Here is a 20,214-nt window from a genome sequence, read left to right as displayed (position 1 = left end):
ATTATCCTTTGATAATAATTGCGTAATAGTTGCCGCCTTCCGTCGCCCCTACCAGCAATACATATTTAATTTTGATATTCAGAGGCTGACGCACAAAATTTATACGCTGATCAACAAAGTCGCTGGTATACGGTATAGCAGGAACTGCCTGCTTTTTAATACAATCAAGAAGTATGATCAGATTCAACAAGCCTGCACACGAAGCCACGAAGCCGAAAAAGGCGTTGTAGTTGACTACCGGGACTGTTGGATTAACCTGATGAAATGATTCATATATGGCATTCAACTCAATTGTTGAATTCTCAATGCTTCCGTTGCTGGTGCCACACACCAAATCGATATCTCTGGCACAAATTCCCGCATCATTAAGCGCGCGTTCGATTGCTAAGGCCATTGCGCTGGATTTTTCATCAATTTGAGTAACATCAAAATAGCTGTTGTTGCATGATTTACCATACCCGACAACTTCCGCTAAAACCTCAGCGCCGCGCGCAGCGGCCGCAAGCGGATCTTCGAGCATTAACATACAGGCGCCTTCGCCAGGTACGTAGCCCTTCGCTTCTTTAGCATAGACCTGATAGTCCCCGACATCAGATGCCGCGTGAATCTTCTGCGTCACCCCATCCATGTACAGAGACATGGATGGGAAATACTCATCAGCGCCCCCGACAATAACTTGCGGCTGAAGCTGCTGGCGAATGATCTCATAACCATAAGTTAATGCGCCAAGAGCCGCATTTTCACCGGTTGCAAGAGTAGTGGTGTACCCTTTTACCCCTTCAGAAATACCGCAAAAAGTTGCAATAGCATTCATCAGTGAACCAGGAAACTCCGACGTACGTACCTTTCCAGGGTCTGGCTTCAGACTCTGCAAATATTTATAAGTTGTCTCTTGTGGCCCGCGCGCCATGCCCATAACCAGACCGAGTTCTTCTCCATCGCGCTTAATACGTCGCTTAGCCATATTTAGCGCTTCCGTAAGCGCAATTAGTGCGAAGGTACCGCCACGAGTAGCCTTACGCGAATCGAAGCGACGCAGGTGTTTACGCGGCTCAAGCCCTTTGACCTGGAAAGTTTTAAAGGTGGATGGTTCATGCGAAGCTTCACAGCTGGCAATGCCATAATTATCCCCAAAAAGTTCCTCAAACTGCCTGCCCTTTATTAAAACATGCAGCAGCTCTTCAGCTTCATTTAATACATCTTGAGGGAAAATGATCTCCTCAAGCTCGACGGCGCTGCTTTCAATTTGACTAATATTCGTAAGTATTTCATTGATACGATGCCCAATAGCGGATACAGCTCCTATGCCAGTTATCGCTACCCTTTTGGCCTCATATGAAGTCACCGGAACCGAGCACGGCCTGGTGCTTACAATCATGCAGCAGTTGTTACCCCCGAATGCATAGTTATTCTTCATAAAGATATTAATATCTTTTTTTACGAACTCATTCGGGACGTAATCCAGATCGCAGTTAGGCCGAGCCTCAGTGAAATTAAGGGTAGGTAGTACCTGTTGGTCAGGCAAAGTGACCAGGCAAGCTATAAGTTCAACGATTCCGGCAGCGCCAATATTATGGCCAAAGTAGGATTTCGTAGAACTGATCGGAATATTTTCAATGTCGCGAAACACTTTTTTCATCGCCAACGTTTCGATTTGATCGTTAGCTTCAGTACCTGTTCCGTGCGCATTAATATAATCAACCTGATCGGGTGTAATCCCCGCATTAGCCATGGCCTTTAACATAACTTGTACTGCTCCGCTGGCTCGCGGATCGGGCCCTGTTTCGTGGTAAGCGTCGCAGGATGTGGCATAAGAAAGAATCTCGCCATAGATGGTAGCGCCGCGTGCAATGGCGTGTTCATACTCTTCCAGTACAATAGCCCCCGCCCCCTCGCCAATTGACATACCGGATTGGCCAGAGAAAGGTGAACAGGATACGGGATGCATGACATTGAGAGCATAAAAGCCAGCAAAGGTCGGTAAATAGATCGGCTCCGTCCCAACTGCCAGCATAGCGCTACTCTTGCCATTCTGAATATAATCGAATGCCATACCTACGGCATTAGGGCTTGCTGTACAGGCCGTGGCAACCAGTTCGACTCCACCTTTCAGCCCTAACAATGTCGAAACGCTGGAACAGCAGGAAGAGAAGCCACCGGAATACATCGCCTTACGTAAGGAAAAATCCTGAATTCGCTGCTCAAAAAGCGGCAGGAAGGCTTCTGTACCCGCAGAGGAAACGCCAACTATTAAGCCCATCTCATCAAGGCAACGAGGGCAGTTAACCAGGCCGGCCTGTATCAACGCGTCCCTGCCAACCTTATATGCCCACAGCGCAACGTTATCGAGCGAGGCAATAATCTCCTCAGATAATTCAGGACAATCGATTTCATGTAGTACTTCGGCCGCCCGTGCGTTTTCAAACCATTCTGAAAAACGTGCGCTATCAGTAATACCATTTTCTTTCTGTAGCAGGGCTAGCCTGAAATCCTTAATATTATCCGCAAGAGATGACAGGATGCCCATCCCTGTGATAACTACTCTTTTCCTGTTTGTTTTCATAATATCCGGAAAACCCTTGATTTAAACAGCAAATAAAAAATAACGAGCGTGTTTAGCAAGTTAACTTTAATACTCTATGCTTTATAAAACACTTTTCGCTTTCGATGGATCAATATAGCTATGCGTTGTCGGGTTAACCAGCAAACTGAAATTATATATAAATGGTAAAGTATTAGTTTTTGCCGCAATATCACCGTGCGCTGTTTTTATTATGTAACCGTCGATGTCTGATAGTGCATAAGGGGTATTAATAAACGCCAACGCTATCCAACTTTGCGCAGCCGGAGAATATACAGCATTAATAATAAACCCAACGGTCTGCCCATTAACAAGGATTTTATCATCCTTGCTAAGCGACGCGCAATTAACGCACGGAACAATGCCAACAACTTTGCGAGCAGCACTCTGGGCAGACATCAGCTCAACAGCAGCTTTGCCGATGAAATCTTCCTTGTCATACTGGATAGCCCACTGCAATTGTAATTCGACAGGGTTTGTTGAATATTCTGCGTAAATGCTTTGATCCCAGCCAGGATTTTCTACGCGAACTATACGCTGGTAATCCAAACCGCCAGTTTTAAGTAAGTACTTAACTCCTATCTTTTGTAATTTAACCCATAGTTCAACGAGTAAACTTTGAGGGCCAATTACTTGATAGGCAAACTCCCCATGCTTACCGCAGCGGAAGACAATTAAGTCATCTTCAGTATTCATGTATTCGCAATAAGGAAGACCGATGATATCATATCCATAGATCTCGGACATCAACTCCCAGGAATATGGCCCTTCAAGCATGATAGCCCCCCAGTTATCGTCTTCCATGGATTTTATTTCCGGGTTCTCCTGAATACCTAAATCATCATATTTTTCCGCTGCGAACTTAAGGACTTCAATAATCCTGGCAACAGAAATATTTTCAGACAATATATAATAACCATCCATGGCACACAGCACATACATATCACCAAGGATAGTCCCGTCGTCATTCAAGACGAGTGAATAAATTCCTTGTTCATCTCGTACAATTGAAATGTCAGCAGAGGCAATGTGATTTACAAGAATCCATGCATCTTCACCTGTTACGCTAACAATGGCCATATGAGAGTAGTCGACCAGCAAAGCATTCTCTCTCACCGCTTTATATTCATCTAAAATATCATGATAGGATGAAGGTATGCTCCGGTTGTTATAATTGCCCATCACAGCATTATCTTTTAAATGTAAATCGAAAAGCGAGCTCATAAAACACCTTTATAAATTAACATGATTGACATCAGGAATGTTTTTTCTGAATAATAAATGAAGCAAGGCTATTAATACTTCTCATATATGATGGATCATCCCCTTCTTGCACTTGAATGTTAAAAGCCTTATCAAGCATGACGATAATCTCCGTCGCATCAACAGAGTCCAACTTCAGTCCATTACCAAACAAAGGAGTATCGTCATCAATTTGATGCTCTTCACGTTGAATATTAAGCCGATGAATAAGCTCCGCTTTTATAGTCACAAGTATTGATTTTCTTTGATCGATCTTCTCATTAATATCAGTCATAACATTCCCTTACGATAAATTATAAAACTTCCCGAAAATTGATAATGGTGCCCTGGCTTATAATTTTCTTACCTACATTGGCAATAACCGAGTAATGTTTAAAGCCATTATTATCAGAAAACGCGAGTTTACTTACCACTTCAATAGTATCCCCCGGATAAGCTGAGCCTTTAAACTTCAAATTTTGCGCAGCCAGTACTCCACGTACCTGTGCCCGACGCTTATGTATAACTTCAAGCATATCAGGTTGATCTATATATGTGTGGATATCACGCAGAGACAGAAATTCTCGCCCTGTGCGTAGTTGATAAATATCGCAAATGTCACACAAAAAAGAGAAATATTCACTAGCCTGGCCAAATATCTCCGAAATAATAGCCCCTGGCATGATAGGATCTTCAGGAAAATGGCCAAGAAGATACGGTTCATTATAAGTGACATGCTTTATCACTTTAACATACCCATTCTCGCCATACTTAAAATCATCGATTCTATCTACCATTAACAATGGCTGGCGCCACCCACCCATAGCCAGAAAAACTTTTGTCGGGATCTTAAATTTTGACATATATCACCGCATAACCATACCACCATCAATGACGATGGTTTGCCCGACAATATAGCTTGAAGCAGAAGAGCTCAAATAAACAATAGTATCTGCAACTTCTTCACATTTCCCAAGGCGCTTAAGCGGAATTGAATTAGTGACTTCACGCACTACCGTACGAGACACTTTTTTAACCATTTTTGATTCGATCATTCCCGGCGCAACGGCATTTACTCGTACGCCCCGCGGCGCAAGCTCAGCGGCAAGCGTTCGTGTGAAACTTAAAATGGCACCTTTGGAAGCGCTATAATTAACCTGACCAATACTCGGAACAATAGCAGCAATAGATGCAACATTAATGATTGCAGGGTTCTGGGCCGAACGTAACAAAAGTAAGACCTCTTTAGTCAAGCGAAAAAGCCCCAGAAGATTAGTATTAATAACAGAGCTAAAATCATCAAAAGTCATAGCAGCAAAGAGGTTATCTTTCACTATTCCTGCATTGTTCACTAAAACATCCAGTTTTCCTTTATCACTGGATAATTGTGCACATATGGCCGCAACATCTTCCTGATTCGATAGATCCCCCTGCAGGAGATGAAGTTTTTTTCCAGCAGGATGATGTGATTGAAGCTCCTTCAACTGCGCTTTATTGGTGCAGTAAAGTGCATAAACGACGCATCCTTGCTCAAGAAATTTGCCGCAAATGGCGTGACCGATATCACCGCTGGCGCCTGTGACTAATACGGTTTTATCAACGAGGTCATTATAATTATACATATCTATTGATCACCTTAATTAACAAAGAATAGTCACTGCGATTGCATGAGTACGGCAATGAGAGATACTTAAGGAGATATTAGCAACTCCTTGCTCATCGAGGATTTCCTTCAGTCTTCCGGTTATCAAAAACGCTGGCTTTCCATATTCATCATGCGTGACCTCAATATCATGAAAGCGGATTTTATTGTTAAACCCATAACCTACTGCTTTTACAATTGATTCTTTTGCCGCCCAGAACCCAGAAGCGCGCTCATAATTTGGGTCGTGCGGGTTAATTTTATTAATCTCAGCATGAGTAAACACTCTCTGTAAAAAGCAAGAATTGCTGTTCGTCAAGGCCTGAATAATTCTTTCCACTTCAACAATATCCGTACCAACACGCATGATTTATCGCTACGATAGTTATAATTGGTAATTAAAGTTAAACTTAACTTTATACTTATCTACATTTAAATTATCGGGGTAGACAAAAGGGCTCGATAAGGATAAATCGTACTCCAAACCATAAACAACTCCTTTTAAACCGGTTATGCCGCCCATTATTTTTTTACTCTCAATCTCCTGCACCGGGACCTTACCGATGATTTGGCCATAATCCAAACCAAAATAGGGAGTTATGTTTTTATAACCTGTAATAAGATTGAGCGTGTTCTGTATATAAAATCCCTTATTACCATAAATTCCTCCACTATCATCAAAGCCACGAACACTCCAACGGTCGCCTATTGTAAGCTGATCCTGTAGAGTAAGATTATCCGGCGTATACTGTACACCGAGATTAAGTTCATAATAAGCATCAACAGGTAATGAAGTTAGCCATTTCATATAATTCACATTCAGATTCATGATCTGACTCTGGCGATTTACATCTCCGTTACGCATATCCGGCGTTTCTGTACTTCCTAAGGCCTTGATAAAACGTTGCCAGCTTAAACTGGAATCTAATACGGCCCCAGGGAAATTTTTCTTGTAATTTACCCCGAGCTTCAAATTACTCATATCGCGTTTTTGTAAAGCTAATTCTTCCCCCCCTAATGTATAATCATACTTGCGTCTGATAAGTTCTGCATTGGCGGAAAGCTTTGAACTCGCATCACGATGCAGCATTCGTGATCCCTTAAGGCTGAAGTACTGCGTCTTCCCCACATAGTCAAAATCATAGGGGCCAACATCAATACTCTGTTTTGATTTACTACTACTATAAAAAAGGCTTAATTCAGAATATCCAAAAGGGATACTATAGTAGGTGCTAACATTTTTATACCCTCCTGTCTGACTACTGGTACCGGCCAAATAAAAAAGATCGCTAGATTTCGTTAAATTATAAAGATAACCGGTTGTCCCTAAGAGTTGGTTGCCAGTACTTTTATCACCAAAATTGTTATATGTTGTTCTTAAATTCCATCTTTTAGTACGCTGAGGTTTAATCTCAACTTCACTGGTACCGTTGTTAACGCCAGGTATGATATTTATCTTAACATCAACCCAAGGCGTCCTCTGTATATTTTCCAGCCCCTGCTCAATATCCCTGACATTCAGAATATCTCCTTCCTTAAAGGGCAACCCCCATGTACTTATATCATTATCAGATATAATAACTTGTGATATTCGCCCAGGAATAACTCGCAGCTTTAGTTTTTTAGTCAAAAGATCCTGAGAAGGTATCTCGACTCGTGTTGTTATGTACCCGGAATTTATAAAGTGATCCTGCAAAACGACAGCTGCTTTTTGTAATCCTTTGACCCCCAAACACTTACCGGTGATTCTTTTTTTAATTTTTTGGATCCAGCGATCGTTCAGGAAGTCATTTTCGAGAATAAGCTCGTCAATATCATAGCATGGCGTCTCTTGTGGAAAATCGCTATCCACCGCTATTTCCTGTACGGCTTGCGAAAAAACATCTTTTTTTTCAATCTTCCGTTCTTTGATTGATGTATTATCATTACTCTGCTGTTCTTTTATCATACGCCCGAGCGGCATGTCTGCAAACGTCTTCGAGCTGAAACTCATTAATATCAAGGCCGCGCTGAAAATATATCGAATATCCATTTCGTTTCCTGACAGGTAAAAGCAGCAATCCCTTGCTGCCTTTACCTTATATTTAGCGTTCTATCTATTTACCAACCACAGTACCAAATATATTTGTTATATTTGCAGCTGTCTGAAGTCCTTGAGCCCCGCCAAAGACAGCCCAAAAGCCAGTATTGATAACTTTTTTGGCATTGATTACGGCTTTTCCTTCGGTATAGATATTCAAATAGTTATAGATATTATTTGCCACATTCAAATTGAGTTGGGATGAAGCAACCAGGTTACCCATATTAGAGACATTATTAGCATCGACCCTGGTCGTATACCCAGTGATATTACCATTAGCATTGTTGGTCAAGTCAGTATTGGTAGTAATTGTCAATGCCTTGCCAGAAACGATATCTTTATTGTTAGCTATAGTATATCCACTAACGTTAAGATTCCCGTCAGCATTAATGGTATGAGAATTTCTTAAATAGCCGGTACTTTTTACAGTCACATCCCCCTTGCCACTAATCCAGCCATTATTGAAATAATCACCATTAACATTTATGAAAATATCTCTATCTGAGGAAATAATGCCAGTTGCGGTATTTTTAGCGATAGAACCGTTTCCTTCTAAAGACAGCGAGTCAACATTGATATTCATGTTACCTGCACTGTAAATAGTTGAATAATCCGCGGCAACATGTTTGGCATCAATATTCATGTTGCCGGAATTAGCAACAACCTGCCCTTTGTTGTTTGTCAGGTTCCCGGAAAGATTAATATTAGTATCTCCCGACTGAGAAACAATACGCCCAGATGTATTGTTGACATTTTTTGCAGTTATATTCAGATCTTTACCGGCGATTATGCCACCTTCCTGATTGATATAGCCGAAATATTGCCCTGCATAAAAACCAAACATGTTACTAGAACTAACATTAATATCGCCTTCCGCCTTTAACGTCAGATTTTCATCGGAGACCATCATTGAATACTTGCTGTCCAGATATGAGCCTGATTCAACATTGATATTTTTGGCGAGAATCAATGAGCTGTCATTAATGATTTTGTTAGCTTTAATCGATACGTCACCCTCGGTAGACGTTACCATAGCAAGACGGCTATCAAATTTGTCGCTAAGCTCGATATCAACACCTTTTATACCATTGATTCCGGCCTGGCTGGTCCGCAGCTCACGACCTTCGATTGAAATATTCTGGCTACTTTCAATTTTCCCCTGGTAGTTATCGATATCTCTAGTGGTCTTTAATTTAATATCACCGGCTGAGGCGATTGTTCCAGCATTATTAAAGACATAATCTGCAGAGATGTCTGTGCCGCTCCCAGAAATTATACCTTTGGCTTCCGCACCGGCAGGATCGAGTGATTTATTATTGTTATTTTTAACAGCTTTAGTAGTTGTTATTTTCACATTAGCTGCACTGGAGCGAATCAAGCCAGTTATATTTTCTATATTACCAGTACTATTAATCTCTACGTTTCCATCGGCATCAATAACGCCAGAGTTATTAGCCATAGAGCTATTCTTTAGATTAATATAATTGCCATGTATTTGACCATTACTATTGCTGAGTTCACCGCTCTCGATAAGTACTATTGCCGCTTCGATACCAGCGTTTTTGCTTCTTCCGGAGTTGTTCAGCTTATTATTATTGGTATTAACCGTTAACATTCCTCCAGATGCAATCTTACCATTGGCATTATCCAGTGCACCGCTTAGAATGTTAATATCTGATGCAGCAGAAATATTTCCCCCAGTGGTATTATTGATGCTGCTTTTGGCAGTATCAATTGTAATACTTCTCCCACTGTTAATTTTACCGTTTATATTATCCAGAGCACCATTGGTATTTACAGCTATGTCGCCACTAGATTGGATCATAGCGCTGTTATTTATTAGCTTACCGTTGCTAGTGATATTAAGGCCACTGGCACCGCCGGCAATAGTCCCTTCGTTACGTACCCCAACGCCGCCTTCAGTGCTAATCAAATTAATGCGGTTGGCATACATACCGCCGAGTTTAGAGACATCCACGCCATAGGAAGCAGCTTTATCGATGGCCTCCACTGTGCCGGTGATAGAACCATCGACATCGATAACGTTGTTGCCTGCGATGACTGATAGCTCATCAACTCTCAGACTTCCGTTCACTTTGACGCTGCGGGCTAAAATTTCTGTAGGTGATTCGCTTTGGAAGTTACCAACAGTAATACTGCCGCCCTTCACGGTATAACCGGTTAATGCACCATCTTTTACATTTGGCGTACCGGTCGTCAGCGTCCCTTTTTCCGCATTGATGAAACCGCCCCCTTGGGTGGTAATCCCATTTGGGTTAGCAATGATGAGATGAGCAGAGTCGCCGGCCACTTCCATCATCCCGTTGATGGTACTTGCATTTTTTGAAGTTACTTCGTTCAAAATAACTTTCGCGGTTCCCCCCGCGAGATTAGCATTACCTTCAATCTGCCCGGCCAGAGTCGTTTGCACGGCGCTGGCGGAGTTATTGAAAATCACCCCTTCTTTGCCCACGTTCAGTGTTTCGTAAACGTTATGTGAAAGTCCTTTGCTATTTGCTTCTTTAATATTCACAACAGGAACACCGTTTGCTGACGTGACGTTCCCATTAATGATTGAGATATCAGCCTGGGCTATTACCGGTAAAAGCAGTAATATTGAAGCAGCAACAGGATTTAATTTTAGCATTCTTTTTTTATTCGCGTAATGTTTCATATAAACCTTTTCAGATAGTATTGATAGAGCACAGCCTAATGGAATTACACAATGAGCAAGCATCATCATTCACATCAGACCATTTTTAGCACACTAATTAGTGCACCGATCCTTGTGTGTAAATCACATTCAATTCATCAACATCTTGTAAACAGTTACTAATATGATTTATGAAATATATGAAGCATAAACTTTAATATTTTTAAGCAAAATGTTTAGTCGATTATATTTTTAATTTACAAAACACATCCTCTGCAGGGGTTATTATCCGTTTAAGCTTATCCCTGTTCTGTAACTTATGGTTAAGGCCGCTGGTATTATCCTTGCCCACCACAGCGATTTCATACAACACTTTACTGACTTCGCTATACTTTCCTCGAATAGTTTAATAAACAAAAGTGAATTATTACCCATTATATTAACTTCCAGACTTTCATGATTAAGATCAAAAATGAATATTCTCTTAAAAATAATCTGGAGGGTATCTGACATCCTGAACGTTGTGGCTACTGTTTTTTCATGCGTAATCAAAAAGAATACCCCCTCAAAGCCGGGCTTCAACACTCTGATTTTATTTGATTCTAGAAGCAACCTCAGATAAACACACCATTCAGCCAGGCGCTATTCGTTCGAAAACTCATTTCACAATATTAATAAAGGGAGGGTTCTGGTAAACATCCGGATGTTAGTATTATCTATCTGAAATCGCTTTAATTTTATTTTCATCTCTTTCTGCTACCTTATGCAATGTGTCATTGAATATTAAATTATAAAAATACCAGGCAGGTAAATAATAAGTACGATGAATAAAAACATCTCCATATTCCCCGACCGTACAAATTTTATATGGCGGCAACATAGTGAAGGTCGAATAATTCAACCAACTCTTTGATGGGTAAAAATGCTAATAAGTCAATGAATAGTCTATTAAGGAGTTAGCATGGCAAAACATGAAATATATTTGAATGCAAGCTCAAGGACATAACCTTGCCGGCTATCGCCACTATTATGCAACTGGCGTGCTGTACCGCTTACCAGTCATAATCGATATGCGGGCTTGATGTCTGAGAACAAGCCGCTGTTGCGAGGCTGAGAGGAGATTGATTAACTAAAGGGAATATTATTGTGTAGTTGAACTCATTTATTTCACATTTAAAAGTCATGATTCAGAACGTGAGTCAAAATGAGCGACGGCTTATCCGACCGATCTAATGGGCCGGATAAGCGCGTACTATCTGAACATGCTGACTAATCGCGGAAATTTTTGAACTGGAACGGCTGACCTAAATCACCGCCGCGTACCAGCGCCATAACCGCCTGCAGATCGTCACGAGATTTTCCAGTAACGCGAATTTCTTCACCCTGGATCTGCGCCTGCACCTTCAGCTTACTGTCCTTGATAAGCTTAACGATTTTCTTCTGCGTCGCGCTCTCAATTCCCTGCTTCAGCTTTGCATCGACAAACCAGGTCTTACCGCTATGCACGAACTCATCCGGAACTTCAATAGAACTGCCTTCAATTCCGCGTTTAAGCAGCTTGGCGCGCAGAATATCCAGCAGTTGATTAATCTGGAAATCAGACTCACTGAGGACCTTGATGGACTCGTTCTTTTCGTTCAGTTCAAAGCTCGCTTCGACGTTACGAAAATCAAAACGCGATTCAACTTCACGGGTCGCGTTCTCTACGGCGTTTCGAACTTCCTGAAGATCAACTTCAGAGACAATATCGAAAGATGGCATCTTTTCCTCTCCTTCAGTTTCTTTTGCGTTGCATAATACCTGCAACGCGACATAACTCAACTTGTTATCCCGAAAGGATAACTGATAACGCTATACTTTAGCCATGAGCACCTGATGCAGCACTCACAGGTGAGGAGGAATAATGAAAGTAACCGTACTCGGATGCGGTGCACTGGGACAGTTATGGCTAACTGCGCTGTACAAACACGGGCATGAAGTCCAGGGCTGGTTACGCGTCCCCCAGCCATTCTGTAGCGTCAATGTCATTGATACCGACGGTAGCGTGTTTAATGAATCATTTATCGCTAACGATCCTGATTTTCTCGCCAGTAGCGACCTGTTGCTGGTCACACTGAAAGCCTGGCAGGTCTCCAACGCGGTGAAAAACCTGAGCGCAATTTTGCCCTCATCATCGCCTGTTTTGCTCATGCATAACGGTATGGGAACCGTGGATGAGCTTAAAAGCATCAGACAGCCGCTGCTGATGGCTTCGACAACCCAGGCTGCTCGCCGCGACGGCAACGTCATTGTCCACGTTGCCAATGGCACCAGCCACATTGGTCCGGCGAAAAATTATCCGCAGGACTACAGTTATCTTGCCGATGTGCTCCAGGGCGTGCTACCTGACGTTGCCTGGCATAATAATATCTACCCCGCAATCTGGAGTAAGCTGGCGGTTAACTGCGTGATCAACCCGCTGACGGCGTTGAAGAACTGCCAGAACGGCGCCTTACGCGAATATCCTCAGGAGGTCGCTGACATCTGCTATGAAGTTGCGGCGGTTATGGAGCGCGAGGGGATGCATACCTCGCCGGAAAACCTGTTATTCTATGTTCATCAGGTTATTGAAAGTACGGCAGAAAATACTTCTTCAATGCTGCAGGATATTCTCGCCCAGCGCCATACGGAAATCGACTATATTACCGGTTTTCTGCTAAAGCGTGCTCGAGCCCACGGTATAGCCGTACCTGAAAATACCCGTCTGTTTGAACTGGTTAAGCGTAAGGAGAATGAATATGAGCGCGTCGGCACTGATTTGCCTCGCCCCTGGTAGCGAAGAGACCGAAGCGGTCACCACCATAGATTTACTCGTTCGCGGCGGCATAAAGGTCACAACCGCCAGCGTCGCCAGCGATGGCGATCTGACGATTGTCTGCTCGCGCGGCGTCAAGCTGCTGGCCGATGCGCCACTGGTGGAAGTGGCCGATAGCGACTTCGATATCATCATTCTTCCTGGCGGCATTAAGGGCGCCGAGTGCTTCCGCGACAGCCCTCTGCTGGTTGAGACCGTGCGTCAGTTTCACCTTTCCGGGCGTATCGTCGCAGCGATCTGCGCCGCGGCGGCCACCGTACTGGTGCCGCATAATCTGTTCCCCATCGGCAATATGACCGGATTTCCCGGGTTGAAAGATCGCATTCCTGCCGGGCAGTGGCAGGACAGGCGCGTCGTCTGGGATGCTCGCGTTAAGCTACTTACCAGCCAGGCGCCCGGGACGTCCATTGATTTCGCTTTAAAGATAATTGATCTGCTGGTTGGGCGTGAAAAAGCCCATGAAGTCGCATCACAGCTGGTCATGGCGGCGGGAATTTATAACTACTACGAAGCGTGAGCCAACGGCGGAAATTTCCGCCGTTACCTTCACATTTGACGTTCAATAAACCTGAATACCTGCGCTCGCGGATACGCATCTAAATCAACGGGGATCCACAAAAATCCTAAGGTCCCTAAATCTAAATAATCCATTTTTCCGTGAGTTACGATCCCCTTAACGTGTCTCCACGCCAGAAAAGCCCGGTAATTTTGATTAGAGTGATCCATCCAGCTTACGCCCTCCTCCCACAGCTGAAGGCAATATCCGCTGCGAATAGCTTCATTGGCGTCATAAAAGCGACGGGACCAACATCTCTGAAATCGGCGATAAAGAAGCCGGATGGTCAACACGCCGACAATGTAGCATCCCAGAAAAACGGCTATCACCTTTGAATTGCGTAACCTGAAAAGATACTCGCCCGCCCCATCGCTAATGGACCAGGCGCTTAATCTGAACTGATAATGACCATCGCTCAATGACGCAAAAAAGGCAAAAATCAGCCACATAATAAGTGTGCTAATAAGAAATGCGGGTACAGGAGCTAAACGGCGGCGACGTTCTGGCAATGCGAGCCGGGCCAGCCTCGCTCCCCACAGGTATTGGGAAAACGACAAACACTGTCCCGGAATATAAAACGTCAACGGCACGCCATCCTGGCGTGCGGGTTGTTCAGGAATCATATAACATCCTTGTTATCAATTTGTTATGGGCGATACACCTTCACGTTCTGGAAGCCCTGCTCGCGCAGATACAGCGCCTGCAGGCGGCTCATCACGCCGCGTTCACACCACAGCAGCCAGGTTTTATTCTGGTCGAGATCGCCAAATTTAGTGCTGAGCTTATAGAACGGCAGAGAGACCACATCCACGCCTTCCACCTTTAACGGCCTGTCATCCTGTTCGTCGACAGAACGAATGTCGAGGATTACGTCGTTCGGGCCAAAGCCGCTAACGGTTTCCACCTCCACCACGTCCTGTTCTGTCTGCTGAGCAATATCGCGGATATCGATATTCGTCGCTTCCGCTACCACTCTTTCCAGGATGTCGAAATCGAAGTGCTCTTCTTCCGCCTCGATCTTCGCCTTTACCGCTTTAATGGTCGGGCTCTTCGAGATAACGCCGCAGTATTCCGGCATGGTACGGGCAAAATCTTCGGTACCGATTTCACGCGCCAGGTTAATAATGTGCTCTTTATCGTGTGAAATCAGCGGACGCAGAATCAGGGTATCCGAGACGTTGTCGATCAGACGCAGGTTGGTCAGCGTCTGGCTGGAGACCTGTCCCAGCGCTTCGCCGGTAACCAGCGCCTGCACGCCGTAGCGCTCGGCGACTTTTGACGCCGCGCGAACCATCATACGCTTGAGCACCACGCCCATCTGGCCATCATCGACTTTTTCCAGAATCTCGCCAACCACGGGTTCGAAGTTAATCGCCACGAAACGTACCCGGTGGGAACTGCCGAAACGGTTCCACAGGTAGTGCGCCACCTGACGTACGCCGATTTCATGCGCAGCGCCGCCGAGATTAAAGAAGCAGTAGTGCACGCGACAACCGCGACGCATCAGCATATAGCTGGAGACGCCGGAGTCGAAACCGCCGGAAATAAGCGACAACACGTCTTCCTGGGTGCCTATCGGGAAACCGCCAATACCTTCATAGCGCCCTTTAACCAGCAGCAGGCGATCGTTTTCAATCTCGAGGTTCACCGTCACATCGGGGTCGGTTAACTTCACGCGCGCCGTTTCAATATGTTGGTTCAAACCGCCGCCAACGTAGCGCTCGACTTCGATTGAGGTAAACTCATGCTTACCGCGGCGCTTAACGCGCACGCAGAAGGTTTTACCTTCCAGCGCTTCACGCCACAGCGGCAGCGTCTGCTCGAAAATATCGTGCAGGGAAGTATAAGGAACGTCCTCGACTTCAAGAATATGGTGAATACCGGGGATACGGGTCAGGGCATCGCGAATAGCCAGGCGCTGGTTTTCATCCTTTGCCCGAACCTCGATATGATCCCAATGACGAACGACGGCAAGCGTCTCATCATAGTTTTTGAGAACGTTACGAATGTTCCCGGTTAAAATTTTAATGAAGCGCAATCGCACAGATTGGCTTTTGATGGTGATTTCCGGGAACAATTTAATGATAAACTTCATGGCGACAATATTCGTTGGCAAGCCCGACGGGGCTTTAAGCATAAAAAGTTGTACAGGCGCGATCGGCGTCTGCATCCAGGGCGCGGAGTATACCACTATTGGACGCTTTTCACCTGGCATTGCGCGTTATTTGATTAACCGCGCGACTTCGTTACCATATTGATAGCCATCGAGACATAACAAGAGTCTATATTCACTATGCCAAAGAAAAATGAGGCCCCGGCCAGCTTTGAGACCGCCCTGGGCGAGCTGGAGCAGATTGTTAATCGTCTGGAAAGCGGCTCGCTGCCGCTAGAAGAAGCGCTCGGCGAATTCGAGCGCGGCATACAGCTTGCGCGCCAGGGGCAGGCAAAGCTGCAGCAGGCCGAGCAGCGCGTGCAAATTTTGCTGGCGGATAGCGAAGATGCGCCGCTGACGCCTTTTACGCCGGACGCTGAATAAATGGATTTTCCGCAACAGCTACAGTCGTGCGTTGAGCAGGCTAACGAAGCGCTGCGTCGTTTTATCGCTCCGCAGCCCTTTCAGAACACTCCGCTGGTCGAAGCCATGCAGTACGGCGCACTATTGGGCGGCAAGCGCCTGCGCCCGTTTCTGGTTTACGCGACCGGCGACATGTTTGGCGTTAGCCGCGCTACGCTGGACGCTCCCGCCGCCGCCGTCGAATGCATCCATGCCTATTCGCTAATGCACGACGATCTTCCGGCAATGGACGATGATGATTTGCGCCGTGGTCAGCCCACCTGCCATATAAAATTCGGTGAAGCGAACGCAATTCTTGCTGGAGACGCCCTACAAACGCTGGCGTTTTCTATACTGAGTGATGCGCCGATGCCGGAAGTACCGGATCGCGATCGTCTGGCGATGATTTCTGAACTGGCGCAGGCCAGCGGCATCGCCGGGATGTGCGGCGGTCAGGCGCTGGATCTGGAAGCGGAAGGTCATCAGGTTGACCTGCCGTCGCTGGAGCGTATTCATCGCCATAAGACCGGTGCATTGATTCGCGCAGCGGTACGAATGGGCGCACTGAGCGCAGGTGAAGCCGGACGCAGAGCGTTGCCCGCTCTCGATCGATACGCAGAAAATATCGGTCTCGCCTTCCAGGTCCAGGATGACATTCTCGACGTGGTAGGGGATACTGCCACCCTTGGCAAACGTCAGGGAGCCGACCAGCAGTTGGGCAAAAGTACCTACCCCGCCCTTCTGGGACTTGAGCAAGCCCGGAAAAAGGCCCATGACCTGATTACCGACGCCCGCCGGTCGTTAAACGAGCTGGCCGCGCAATCTCTGGATACCACGGCACTGGAAGCGCTCGCGAATTACATAATTCAGCGTGATAAATAAACAATAAATGAGTCTCTGATGAGTTTTGATATTGCCAAATACCCGACCCTGGCGCTGGTGGACTCCACCCAGGAGTTGCGTTTGTTGCCGAAAGATAGCCTGCCGAAACTGTGCGACGAACTGCGGCGCTACCTGCTGGACAGCGTCAGCCGCTCCAGCGGGCACTTTGCCTCCGGCCTCGGCACGGTAGAGCTAACCGTGGCGCTGCACTACGTCTATAACACGCCTTTCGATCGCCTTATCTGGGACGTCGGCCACCAGGCTTACCCGCATAAAATTCTGACCGGACGCCGCGATCAAATCGGGACTATCCGTCAGAAAGGCGGACTGCACCCCTTTCCCTGGCGCGGGGAGAGCGAGTATGACGTTCTTAGCGTCGGCCACTCGTCCACTTCTATCTCCGCCGGCATCGGCATAGCCATCGCCGCGGCCAAAGAAGATAAGCAGCGTCGCGCGGTCTGCGTGATCGGCGACGGGGCGATCACCGCCGGGATGGCGTTTGAAGCGATGAACCACGCTGGTGATATCAAACCCGACCTGCTGGTAGTGCTCAACGATAACGAAATGTCGATCTCTGAGAACGTCGGCGCGCTAAACAATCATCTGGCGCAGCTGCTTTCCGGAAAACTCTACTCCACGCTGCGCGAAGGCGGCAAAAAGGTCTTCTCTGGCGTACCGCCGATTAAAGAGCTGCTCAAACGCACCGAGGAACATATCAAAGGGATGGTGGTTCCGGGGACGCTGTTTGAAGAGCTGGGCTTTAACTACATTGGGCCGGTGGACGGCCACGATGTTATCGGTCTGGTTAACACGTTGAAGAACATGCGCGATCTGAAAGGTCCGCAGTTCCTGCATATCATGACCAAAAAAGGCCGCGGCTATGAGCCCGCCGAAAAAGACCCGATTACCTTCCACGCGGTGCCGAAGTTCGATCACACCAGCGGCGTGCTACCTAAAAGCAGCGGCGGCCTGCCAACTTACTCGAAAATCTTCGGCGACTGGCTGTGCGAAACCGCCGCAAAGGATGATAAGCTGATGGCCGTTACCCCCGCGATGCGCGAGGGTTCAGGAATGGTCGAGTTTTCGAAAAAGTATCCCGGCCAGTATTTCGACGTGGCTATCGCCGAACAGCATGCGGTCACCTTTGCCGCTGGCCTGGCGATTGGCGGCTATAAGCCGGTGGTGGCGATTTATTCAACCTTCCTGCAGCGCGCCTACGACCAGGTGATTCACGATGTCGCTATCCAGAAGCTGCCGGTGCTGTTCGCTATCGACCGCGCAGGAATCGTTGGCGCTGACGGTCAGACCCATCAGGGCGCATTTGATATCTCCTTCCTGCGCTGCATCCCGGATATGGTTATCATGACGCCAAGCGACGAGAATGAATGTCGCCAGATGCTCTATACCGGCTATCACTACAACAACGGCCCGAGCGCAGTGCGCTATCCGCGTGGCTCCGGTACCGGTGCTGCCTTTGAACCGCTGGCATCGCTGCCTATCGGTAAAGGCGTGGTGAAACGCGAAGGCGAGAAGATCGCCATCCTTAACTTCGGCACGCTGCTGCCACAGGCCGCCAAAGTCGCGGAGAAGCTTAACGCCACTCTGGTGGATATGCGCTTTGCCAAACCGCTGGATGAAGCGCTGGTGCTACAGCTGGCCGCAGAACACGAGGTGCTGGTTACGCTGGAAGAGAATGCCATTATGGGCGGCGCGGGCAGCGGCGTGAATGAGCTGCTGATGTCTCGCCGTCGCGCGGTGCCGGTGCTGAATCTCGGCCTGCCTGATTTCTTCATCCCGCAGGGAACCCAGGAAGAAGCGTATGCCGATCTCGGCCTCGACGCCGCAGGAATTGAAGCCAAAATCCACGCCTGGCTAGCATAATTGCCGTCACCGCTCCTGCTATGCTTAAGGGATACTTTTATCCGTAGCAGGAGCGCACTATGCACTATATCCCTCTTGGCGATACCGATCTCCGCGTCTCCCGGCTCTGCCTTGGCTGTATGACCTTCGGCGAACCGGACCGCGGCAACCATGCATGGACCTTACCGGAAGAGAGCAGCCGCCCGCTCATTAAATACGCCCTCGAAGGCGGGATTAACTTTTTCGACACCTCCAATAATTACTCTGACGGCAGCAGCGAAGAGATCCTCGGCCGCGCGCTGCGCGAATATGCCCGACGCGATTCCGTAATTGTCGCGACCAAGGTTTATCATCAGGTGGGCGATCTGCCGCAGGGACTGTCGCGGGCGCAGATCCTGCGATCTATTGACGACAGCCTGCGCCGTCTCGGCATGGAGTATGTCGACCTGCTGCAGATCCATCGCTGGGATTACACCACGCCCATTGAAGAAACCCTCGAGGCGCTCAACGACGTCGTCAAGGCGGGTAAAGCCCGCTATATCGGCGCATCGTCGATGCATGCGCGCCAGTTCGCGCAGGCGCTGGCATTGCAGGAGCAAAATAACTGGGCTCGCTTCGTCACCATGCAGGATCATTACAATTTAATTTACCGCGAAGAAGAGAATGAGATGTTACCGCTGTGCAGCCGCGCAGGGGTCGCGGTAATGCCCTGGAGCCCGCTTGCGCGCGGTCGTCTGACGCGTCCCTGGGGAGAAACCACCGCCCGCCTGGTATCGGATGAATTCGGTAAGTCGCTCTATAATGCCATGGATGAGAATGACGAGCAGATTGCCGCAAACCTTGCGGAGGTCGCGGAAGAGCTTGATGCCGAGCGCGCTCAGGTCGCGCTGGCCTGGCTATTGAGCAAGCCCGGCGTGGCCGCGCCGATTATCGGCGCGTCAAGGCAGGAACAGCTGGATGAACTGCTGCATGCGGTCGATTTAACGCTGACGACAGAGCAGATTGAGAAGCTGGAAGCACCGTATAAACCGCACCCGATTGTGGGGTTCAAGTAACCCGCCGTCCCTACCAGATTCCCGGCTCGCGCTGCGCTTAGCCGGGCTACAGATTCACCAATATCTGCGGACAACGGGTTGACCACCGCCTCCGGGAAATTATGCCACTCTGCGCTTTGCTCCCGGGGGCGGCGCAAAGCGCCTTACCGGGCTACGAGTTTTCCACCGTCTGCGGGACAGTAGCCCGGACAGGTGCGCAGCACCGCCTCCGGGAAATTATGCCACTCTGCGCTTTGCTCCCGGGGGCGGCGCAAA

The 20,214-nt window shown here is 47.3% G+C and carries 17 protein-coding genes; 6 read left to right on the top strand and 11 right to left on the bottom strand.

From position 1 onward, the window contains the following. Position 1 precedes the first annotated feature (1 nt). The 9 genes from ABLV12_RS14660 to ABLV12_RS14620 form a co-directional block, all read right to left on the bottom strand. Positions 2 to 2,563, bottom strand: coding sequence for a beta-ketoacyl-[acyl-carrier-protein] synthase family protein (locus ABLV12_RS14660; RefSeq protein WP_348867128.1), 2,562 nt, complete (start codon positions 2,561 to 2,563; stop codon positions 2 to 4). Between the two features lie 81 nt (positions 2,564 to 2,644). Continuing rightward, the gene (locus ABLV12_RS14655) at positions 2,645 to 3,805 is read right to left on the bottom strand and encodes an aminomethyltransferase family protein (RefSeq protein WP_064397039.1); all 1,161 of its coding nucleotides are present in this window, start codon (positions 3,803 to 3,805) and stop codon (positions 2,645 to 2,647) included. A 31-nt stretch (positions 3,806 to 3,836) separates the two neighbouring features. Then, the gene (locus ABLV12_RS14650; RefSeq protein WP_004099489.1) at positions 3,837 to 4,118 is read right to left on the bottom strand and encodes a phosphopantetheine-binding protein; all 282 of its coding nucleotides are present in this window, start codon (positions 4,116 to 4,118) and stop codon (positions 3,837 to 3,839) included. A 19-nt stretch (positions 4,119 to 4,137) separates the two neighbouring features. Then, positions 4,138 to 4,686 carry a 3-hydroxyacyl-ACP dehydratase FabZ family protein gene (locus tag ABLV12_RS14645; protein WP_064397041.1) on the bottom strand — a complete coding sequence of 183 codons (549 nt, stop codon included), beginning with the start codon at positions 4,684 to 4,686 and terminating at the stop codon, positions 4,138 to 4,140. A 3-nt stretch (positions 4,687 to 4,689) separates the two neighbouring features. Continuing rightward, positions 4,690 to 5,445, bottom strand: coding sequence for an SDR family NAD(P)-dependent oxidoreductase (locus ABLV12_RS14640; protein ID WP_348867127.1), 756 nt, complete (start codon positions 5,443 to 5,445; stop codon positions 4,690 to 4,692). Between the two features lie 18 nt (positions 5,446 to 5,463). After that, positions 5,464 to 5,832 carry a holo-ACP synthase gene (gene acpS / locus ABLV12_RS14635; RefSeq protein WP_004099485.1) on the bottom strand — a complete coding sequence of 123 codons (369 nt, stop codon included), beginning with the start codon at positions 5,830 to 5,832 and terminating at the stop codon, positions 5,464 to 5,466. A gap of 18 nt (positions 5,833 to 5,850) precedes the next feature. Then, positions 5,851 to 7,497 (bottom strand): ShlB/FhaC/HecB family hemolysin secretion/activation protein, encoded by a 1,647-nt coding sequence (locus ABLV12_RS14630; protein WP_335269480.1) that lies wholly within the window; start codon positions 7,495 to 7,497, stop codon positions 5,851 to 5,853. A 64-nt stretch (positions 7,498 to 7,561) separates the two neighbouring features. Next, the gene (locus tag ABLV12_RS14625; protein WP_224314304.1) at positions 7,562 to 10,288 is read right to left on the bottom strand and encodes a filamentous hemagglutinin N-terminal domain-containing protein; all 2,727 of its coding nucleotides are present in this window, start codon (positions 10,286 to 10,288) and stop codon (positions 7,562 to 7,564) included. A gap of 1,179 nt (positions 10,289 to 11,467) precedes the next feature. Then, a complete protein-coding gene (locus ABLV12_RS14620; protein ID WP_004099480.1) occupies positions 11,468 to 11,959 on the bottom strand; it encodes a YajQ family cyclic di-GMP-binding protein in 492 nt (163 codons plus the stop codon). Between the two features lie 142 nt (positions 11,960 to 12,101). Here ABLV12_RS14620 and panE point away from each other — a divergent pair, with 142 nt between their 5' ends. Together panE and yajL are read left to right on the top strand one after the other, a co-directional pair. After that, the gene (panE, locus tag ABLV12_RS14615; RefSeq protein WP_004099477.1) at positions 12,102 to 13,013 is read left to right on the top strand and encodes a 2-dehydropantoate 2-reductase; all 912 of its coding nucleotides are present in this window, start codon (positions 12,102 to 12,104) and stop codon (positions 13,011 to 13,013) included. Further along, entirely contained in the window at positions 12,976 to 13,569 is a 594-nt protein-coding gene (yajL, locus tag ABLV12_RS14610; protein WP_023320432.1) for a protein deglycase YajL, read from the top strand. The genes panE and yajL overlap by 38 nt, the downstream gene beginning before the upstream one ends. A 29-nt stretch (positions 13,570 to 13,598) precedes the next feature. On the opposite strand, the gene ABLV12_RS14605 is transcribed toward yajL, so the two are convergent. Then, entirely contained in the window at positions 13,599 to 14,231 is a 633-nt protein-coding gene (locus ABLV12_RS14605) for a hypothetical protein (protein WP_064397050.1), read from the bottom strand. A 23-nt stretch (positions 14,232 to 14,254) separates the two neighbouring features. Then, positions 14,255 to 15,703 (bottom strand): tRNA uracil 4-sulfurtransferase ThiI, encoded by a 1,449-nt coding sequence (thiI, locus tag ABLV12_RS14600; protein WP_024273832.1) that lies wholly within the window; start codon positions 15,701 to 15,703, stop codon positions 14,255 to 14,257. A gap of 198 nt (positions 15,704 to 15,901) precedes the next feature. Here thiI and xseB point away from each other — a divergent pair, with 198 nt between their 5' ends. From xseB to ABLV12_RS14580, 4 genes are read left to right on the top strand one after another with little or no spacing between them, the layout of a single operon-like run. Beyond that, the gene (gene xseB / locus ABLV12_RS14595) at positions 15,902 to 16,144 is read left to right on the top strand and encodes an exodeoxyribonuclease VII small subunit (protein WP_004099468.1); all 243 of its coding nucleotides are present in this window, start codon (positions 15,902 to 15,904) and stop codon (positions 16,142 to 16,144) included. Next, complete coding sequence (ispA, locus tag ABLV12_RS14590) at positions 16,145 to 17,044, top strand: (2E,6E)-farnesyl diphosphate synthase (protein WP_004099466.1); 900 nt, start codon at positions 16,145 to 16,147, stop codon at positions 17,042 to 17,044. A gap of 18 nt (positions 17,045 to 17,062) precedes the next feature. Beyond that, positions 17,063 to 18,925, top strand: a complete 1,863-nt coding sequence (gene dxs, locus ABLV12_RS14585) for a 1-deoxy-D-xylulose-5-phosphate synthase (protein WP_160885686.1) — start codon at positions 17,063 to 17,065, stop codon at positions 18,923 to 18,925. A gap of 59 nt (positions 18,926 to 18,984) precedes the next feature. Next, positions 18,985 to 19,959, top strand: a complete 975-nt coding sequence (locus ABLV12_RS14580) for an aldo/keto reductase (RefSeq protein ID WP_064397052.1) — start codon at positions 18,985 to 18,987, stop codon at positions 19,957 to 19,959. Positions 19,960 to 20,214: the final 255 nt, after the last annotated feature.

Origin of the sequence: Klebsiella sp. CN_Kp100 (assembly GCF_040065315.1) — a bacterium.
GTDB classification, from domain to species: Bacteria; Pseudomonadota; Gammaproteobacteria; order Enterobacterales; family Enterobacteriaceae; genus Klebsiella; species Klebsiella oxytoca.
The sequence above is the reverse complement of the archived record's forward strand: the minus strand, read 5'-3'. Positions and strand labels throughout refer to the sequence as shown.

What these genes read in the sequence shown, in the direction of transcription:
- ABLV12_RS14625 (WP_224314304.1), bottom strand. Translation starts at nt 10,288, where the DNA reads ATGATGATGCTTGCTCATTGTGTAATTCCATTAGGCTGTGCTCTATCA.
- ABLV12_RS14640 (WP_348867127.1), bottom strand. Translation starts at nt 5,445, where the DNA reads ATGTATAATTATAATGACCTCGTTGATAAAACCGTATTAGTCACAGGC.
- dxs (WP_160885686.1), top strand. Translation starts at nt 17,063, where the DNA reads ATGAGTTTTGATATTGCCAAATACCCGACCCTGGCGCTGGTGGACTCC.
- ispA (WP_004099466.1), top strand. Translation starts at nt 16,145, where the DNA reads ATGGATTTTCCGCAACAGCTACAGTCGTGCGTTGAGCAGGCTAACGAA.
- ABLV12_RS14605 (WP_064397050.1), bottom strand. Translation starts at nt 14,231, where the DNA reads ATGATTCCTGAACAACCCGCACGCCAGGATGGCGTGCCGTTGACGTTT.
- ABLV12_RS14580 (WP_064397052.1), top strand. Translation starts at nt 18,985, where the DNA reads ATGCACTATATCCCTCTTGGCGATACCGATCTCCGCGTCTCCCGGCTC.
- panE (WP_004099477.1), top strand. Translation starts at nt 12,102, where the DNA reads ATGAAAGTAACCGTACTCGGATGCGGTGCACTGGGACAGTTATGGCTA.
- thiI (WP_024273832.1), bottom strand. Translation starts at nt 15,703, where the DNA reads ATGAAGTTTATCATTAAATTGTTCCCGGAAATCACCATCAAAAGCCAA.
- yajL (WP_023320432.1), top strand. Translation starts at nt 12,976, where the DNA reads ATGAGCGCGTCGGCACTGATTTGCCTCGCCCCTGGTAGCGAAGAGACC.
- ABLV12_RS14660 (WP_348867128.1), bottom strand. Translation starts at nt 2,563, where the DNA reads ATGAAAACAAACAGGAAAAGAGTAGTTATCACAGGGATGGGCATCCTG.
- ABLV12_RS14645 (WP_064397041.1), bottom strand. Translation starts at nt 4,686, where the DNA reads ATGTCAAAATTTAAGATCCCGACAAAAGTTTTTCTGGCTATGGGTGGG.
- ABLV12_RS14655 (WP_064397039.1), bottom strand. Translation starts at nt 3,805, where the DNA reads ATGAGCTCGCTTTTCGATTTACATTTAAAAGATAATGCTGTGATGGGC.
- acpS (WP_004099485.1), bottom strand. Translation starts at nt 5,832, where the DNA reads ATGCGTGTTGGTACGGATATTGTTGAAGTGGAAAGAATTATTCAGGCC.
- ABLV12_RS14620 (WP_004099480.1), bottom strand. Translation starts at nt 11,959, where the DNA reads ATGCCATCTTTCGATATTGTCTCTGAAGTTGATCTTCAGGAAGTTCGA.
- xseB (WP_004099468.1), top strand. Translation starts at nt 15,902, where the DNA reads ATGCCAAAGAAAAATGAGGCCCCGGCCAGCTTTGAGACCGCCCTGGGC.
- ABLV12_RS14650 (WP_004099489.1), bottom strand. Translation starts at nt 4,118, where the DNA reads ATGACTGATATTAATGAGAAGATCGATCAAAGAAAATCAATACTTGTG.
- ABLV12_RS14630 (WP_335269480.1), bottom strand. Translation starts at nt 7,497, where the DNA reads ATGGATATTCGATATATTTTCAGCGCGGCCTTGATATTAATGAGTTTC.